2 protein-coding genes are annotated in these 1,132 nt (G+C 46.0%); both read right to left on the minus strand.

The window, feature by feature from the left end; genetic code table 11:
* Entirely contained in the window at positions 1-300 is a 300-nt protein-coding gene (locus R7O13_RS24395; protein ID WP_005494258.1) for a DUF3301 domain-containing protein, read from the minus strand.
* 13 nt (positions 301-313) lie between these two features.
* On the minus strand, positions 314-1,132 hold an 819-nt coding region (locus tag R7O13_RS24400), incomplete at its 5' end, for a DUF3549 family protein (protein ID WP_318304871.1).

Raw genomic sequence — 1,132 nt, forward strand, 5'->3', positions numbered from 1 at the left:
TTACAAGCGATGTGGCGGTAGGTGAAAGCTCTGCGGCCTGAATCCAACCATAGTCAATTGGCCTTGATAGCAGTCATCGCCAAGAGATGAAAATTCAAATTGATACACTGTATGCCAACGCCAGACTCCGTCTGGCGTTTTCAGTTTGTGTGCTCCAAAAGCGATGCTAACGAGCTGAAGATCTAATTGCTCGCATTTTCGTGAGATGGCAACTTTGGCTAACTCAGATTGACGTCGTTGTTGCCAAAATAGAAAACAGAAAAAGCACAGTCCAAGTATTGCCAGTAGATCTCCTATCATCCTTAATCCTTTCTTATCCCTTTGTGACTTGCTGCAATTTGATGAGTGCAGTGGCTAGCTCTTCCGATGGGCTAGAGTGCAGCAAAGGTAGCAATACCATTCTTAGCTCTGGCAGCATAACTAAATCGGCAAATAATTGATTGAACAGGGTTTGATTGCCTGTTTGTGCGAGTCGCAGCAAAAATTGTTCAGCGATTTTTGCATCAGAAAGAAGATGCCATGCTCGTCCCGCAATGCCGATCAGTACTTCTTGGTGACTTAAACGAGGGCTTTGCAAAATCGCTTCTAGTACTGGTAAAGAGACTTCAGTTGGAGCGCCTGCTAACGCGCGAGTTAATGCCGATAGCAAGAACAAATCTGGTTCTGTGCTGTGAATCTCTTGCTGCGCTTTTTCTGCGATACGCTGCGCTAGTCGTTCTTGTAAGTCGACATGCTCAAGAGCACCAAGCAGTGCGTATAGAGGCTCGTTAGGTAAATGATTGAGAGCTTTACGCAGAGTGACCGCATTTTGCTCTTTACCAAGGCGTGCGGCGATATCGGTGATTCCTTGCAGGCCAACCGTCTGCCAGTTTTCCCAGCCTAGACCGCCTGTGAAGTAGTGCTGTGTATGTTCGTAATATTGGCTGGTGGGTAGATCCAAATTTGCTCGAACTTGGCTGTGGAATACCGCCATTTTGTCTTCAGAAGGTTTGAACGTGTATGGATTATTGGAGAGTTTTTGTTGTTGCTCTTCAGACATCTCTTCGCTTAGACGAGTGCCCATGGCTTCAACTACGTATTTAATGAAGTTGCCAATATCAGATTGCTTGAGTAAGCCGCGCTCATCCAGTTC

The organism is Vibrio sp. Y176, assembly GCF_033438945.1.

Excerpts from the sequence above, each read along its gene's own strand:
- R7O13_RS24395 (WP_005494258.1), bottom strand. The coding sequence starts at position 300 with ATGATAGGAGATCTACTGGCAATACTTGGACTGTGCTTTTTCTGTTTT.